This window comes from Coprobacter sp. (assembly GCF_982436375.1).
Window position 1 is genome coordinate 1 of sequence record NZ_CEWDCG010000231.1, and the last position, 4,211, is coordinate 4,211.

Annotated in this window: 4 protein-coding genes; 3 read left to right on the forward strand and 1 reads right to left on the reverse strand. The window is 36.9% G+C overall.

From position 1 onward, the window contains the following. Positions 1-52 precede the first annotated feature (52 nt). From AC1WHX_RS10885 to AC1WHX_RS10895, 3 genes are read left to right on the forward strand one after another with little or no spacing between them, the layout of a single operon-like run. A complete protein-coding gene (locus AC1WHX_RS10885) occupies positions 53-607 on the forward strand; it encodes a nitroreductase family protein (protein WP_009317918.1) in 555 nt (184 codons plus the stop codon). After that, positions 592-1,095 carry a DUF6452 family protein gene (locus AC1WHX_RS10890; protein ID WP_009317917.1) on the forward strand — a complete coding sequence of 168 codons (504 nt, stop codon included), beginning with the start codon at positions 592-594 and terminating at the stop codon, positions 1,093-1,095. Before AC1WHX_RS10885 ends, AC1WHX_RS10890 begins: the two co-directional genes overlap by 16 nt. After that, a complete protein-coding gene (locus AC1WHX_RS10895) occupies positions 1,076-1,831 on the forward strand; it encodes a DUF6048 family protein (protein WP_009317916.1) in 756 nt (251 codons plus the stop codon). Before AC1WHX_RS10890 ends, AC1WHX_RS10895 begins: the two co-directional genes overlap by 20 nt. Before the next feature lie 67 nt (positions 1,832-1,898). Here AC1WHX_RS10895 and AC1WHX_RS10900 read toward each other — a convergent pair whose 3' ends face one another. Next, the gene (locus tag AC1WHX_RS10900) at positions 1,899-4,013 is read right to left on the reverse strand and encodes a glycoside hydrolase family 97 protein (RefSeq protein ID WP_303115893.1); all 2,115 of its coding nucleotides are present in this window, start codon (positions 4,011-4,013) and stop codon (positions 1,899-1,901) included. Positions 4,014-4,211 lie beyond the last annotated feature (198 nt).

Consider the following 4,211-nt stretch of genomic DNA (forward strand, 5'->3'; position numbering starts at 1 on the left):
ATATAATATTGAAAAAGAGATAAAATAATTTCCGGATTAAAGATATAAAATTATGAAAAAGACCGATGGTGATAATGAAGGTTTCGATTTGCTGACTTTAGCGCGTCTGCGATGTTCTGTCCGGGCATATACATCTCGTGCTGTAGAATCGGAAAAGCTTGAATATATATTAGAAGCCGTTCGATTAGCTCCTTCGGCAGTAAATTTTCAGCCTTGGCTTTTTATTGTAATTCAGGATGAGAAAGACCGGAAAAAATTACAACAGTGTTATGACCGAGACTGGTTTACTCAAGCTCCGGTTTATATTGTTGCATGTGGAGATCACCGACAATCATGGAAGCGGAAAAGCGATATGAAAGATTTTTGTGATGTGGATGTTGCGATTGCAGTCGAGCATCTTTGTTTAGCAGCAACGGAACAGGAGTTAGGCACATGCTGGGTGTGCAATTTCGATACGAAGTTATGTGCTGAAATCTTGAACCTTCCTGAGGATATCGAACCTCTGGTTTTAATACCGATCGGTTATCCCGAAAATCCCGATGTATTCGCCTCTACACCGAAAAAACGAAAAGCGTTTAATGAAATTGTAAAATGGGGAAAATATTAGATATTATTTTAGTAGTTTTTTTGCTGGGAATAGGATTTGTATCATGTGGAGACGATGGCTGTATGGAAAATCGTAGCAGTATCCCGTTGATAGCTTTTTATTCCGATGCCGATACGACTCAACGAGTTGCGATAGACTCGCTGACGGTATGGGGAATAGGGCAGATAAATGATTCTTTGCTTTTGGATACAGCCTCGGTAAATCAATTCATGGCGCCATTGAGAGATGGTGTAGATACGACAAAATATGTTTTGCGCTATGACCAGGAAAACCTGAATCCCAGATACAAATTCGATACGTTGACATTTGTATATCATTCGTATGTGAAATTTGAATCGGCCGAATGTGGTGCAATGTTTAATTATGTGATCGATGATTTTAGATATACGACTCATCAACTTGTCTCAGCGACATTATTGACTAAGGAGATCGATAACCTGAATATTGAGAATGTAAAACTTTTCTATCATGTTGAAGAAGCGGAATAACTTGCTATCGGTCATTTTTTTGTTGATCGTTTCTGCAACATTCGCTCAGCAACGACAGTCGACAAATTCAGTTCCTCAGAAAAAAGAGGAAAAGAAGGAATCTAAATATAAATTCCCATTATTGAACGGACTTATTTTGGGCGTTGATTTGTATAATCCTGTAGCGAATTTGTTCGGGCAGAAGTATGGAAATTATGAAGCGAGTTTGGAGTTGAATATGTATAATCGCTTTTTACCTACTTGGGAGATTGGGATAGGGCGTGCCGATAACAGACCTGAAGAAATGAATTTTACTTATGTCGGTAAGCCTGCGCTTTATAACCGTATCGGTATAAATTATAATTTTCATTATAATAATGACGGTCCTGGAACTTTTTTCGTAGGATTGCGGTATGGTTTTTCTGCTTTCAAGTATGATATAACGAATATAACATTAGAATCTCCCTATTGGGGAACTTCTTATAGTGAGAGTATTACCGGACAAAAATCTAAAGCACAATGGATCGAGGCGTTAGGCGGTATTCGTGTTCGTTTGTATAAGGATTTGATGATGGGGTGGACTGTCCGTTATAAATGGCTGATAAAGGCAAAAAGTAATGACTTTTCTACTCCGTGGTTTATCCCCGGTTATGGGAATAAAGGTTCTGTTTTGGGGATAACGTATTCGATTTACTATAAATTCCCTTTGAGAAGAAAGGTGGCTGATAATAAAACAGATGCGTCGGTTAAAAAATAAGATTTATAACAAAAGGCTGTTTTGTAATTCAACAAAACAGCCTTTTGTTATGGGAATTATACTCTTGTTAATTCGTTTGAGAACTGTTTTCTTTTATATGAATGGCATATCCGCCGCTACGTGCAATAGGAATAGCTAATTCTGATTTAGAATTTACTCGATAGTTTTTGATGGTATAGGATTGTGGACGGGTTTCATAATCGGCATCTTCTCCATCAGCATATATAGTTGCGATATAGTTCTTGCCCGGATCAAGAAAATTTAAGCGGATATTTGAGACTCTTTTATTTTCATCTGTAATGCCACCGATGAACCATTCGTCTTCCCCTTTCTTTTTTCTGGCGATAGTGATATAATCTCCGGGTTCGGCTTCCAATATTCGAGTATCGTCCCAGTCAACAGGAACATCCTTGATAAATTGAAAAGCATCAGCAAATCTTTCATAATTTTCCGGTAAATCCGCAGCCATTTGTAAAGGACTGTACATCGTTACATATAAGGCCAATTGTTTTGATAATGTTGTGTTAACCCTATTTTTAACATTTGGATCATAATAGCTAAAGTCTGTTTGGAAAATTCCCGGGGTATAATCCATCGGACCTCCGATAAGCCTGGTAAATGGTAATATGGTCTGATGATCTGGTTTGATATTTCCCAATGCCTCATATTCTGTTCCTCGAGCCGATTCTGCAGCCAAATAATTTGGGTAAGTACGATGCATTCCTGTCGGGCGTACAGGTTCGTGAGCATTAATCATGATTTTATAGTCAGCACCTTTTTCGATAGCTCTCAAGTAATGATTTACCATAGTTTGTCCATAATGATGCTCTCCCAAAGGAATAATTGTTCCCACATATCCCGATTTTACGGCATCATAGCCGTTATCTTTCATAAATTGATAAGCTTCATTCATTCGGCGTTCGTAGTTTGGAATCGAAGCTGATGTCTCGTGGTGCATAATCAATTTCACTCCTTTTTGTGCCGCATATTTTTTGAGCTCATTTAAATCGAAATCCGGATAAGGTGTAACAAAATCGAAAACATTCTCTTTCATTGTTCCAAACCAATCTTCCCATCCGATATTCCAACCTTCCACCAATACTCCGTCAAAGCCGTGTTTAGCTGCAAAATCTATATAGCGTTTCACGTTCTCAGTGTTCGCTGCGTGGCGTCCGTTCGGTTCTATCCGAGAATAGTCGATTTCATCAAGCTTTATATTAGACGTGTCTGCATAAGCCCAGGAACCTCCATTTGGAATGAACATTTCCCACCAAACACCTATATATTTCATTGGCTTTATCCATGAGGTATCTTCGATTTTGTTGGGCTCATTTAAATTGAGAATGGTCTTTGACGCCAGAATATCTGCAGCATTATCGCTTATTAATATTGTTCTCCAAGGAGTTTGAGTTGCTGTTTGCATTCTGCCTTTTCCTCCTAACGGGTCTGGAGTCAAATGTGTTGATAATATCACTCCGGTACTATCCAGTTCCAATAACATAGCAGGATAATCTTTTAAAGCAGCTTCATGGATATTTATATAGACCCCGTTACCTTTAAGCATCAGAGGAGTTTGTACAGATATCTCTTTAGTTGGTGTTTGTGCCGAGATTTCTTCGGTAGCGGCATCTATTTGGTGTGAGACTTCTGATAATAATGATGTCGTATAATTATATTCGTTTGTATCGTAGTCTCCTCTTATCCAAAATGCAGTATAATCTTTTCCTAAATTAAATTGAGTAATTTCTTCGGCAATTGTAAAATAAGAAAGATTTTTTTGATTTGGAAATTCATACCTGAACCCAAGTCCATCATCGTATAATCTGAATCGTATAATAACAGTTCTTTTCGGACTACCTTGTTCCAAAGTAATTTCCAGTTCATTATATTGATTTCGTATTTTTTTTACCTCTCCCCATACGGGTTCCCATGTTTCATCAAAAGCAGATGTCGAACTTTTTAATATACTGAAATTATCTACCATAGATGGAATATTTTTCATTTCAAAACCAAGTCTGCTTTTTTCAATAATTATTTTCCCTTTATACAGTAAGGAATAATACGGAATGCCGTTATCGACGTGAAATGTCAGATTTAATTGGCGATTAGGTGATTCAATACTTTGAGCGTGTCCTGTGAGTACCATAATAAAATAAAGAAATAAAAATAAGTTTCTGTACATAATATGTTTTATTTGCCGTTATTTAAAAGAAATGTATTTATAGAACAACGGAGACCTTAGATTTGTTATTGTCAATTTTTCTTTTTTATGAAAGAGGTATTTTCAGAAAATACAAGCTTAATATGAAATGATCTCAGTTTTATGTAGCTTTTTATTCGAAAAAAAGTTTTGTGTATAATTGGGCTATTTACAGGCAGT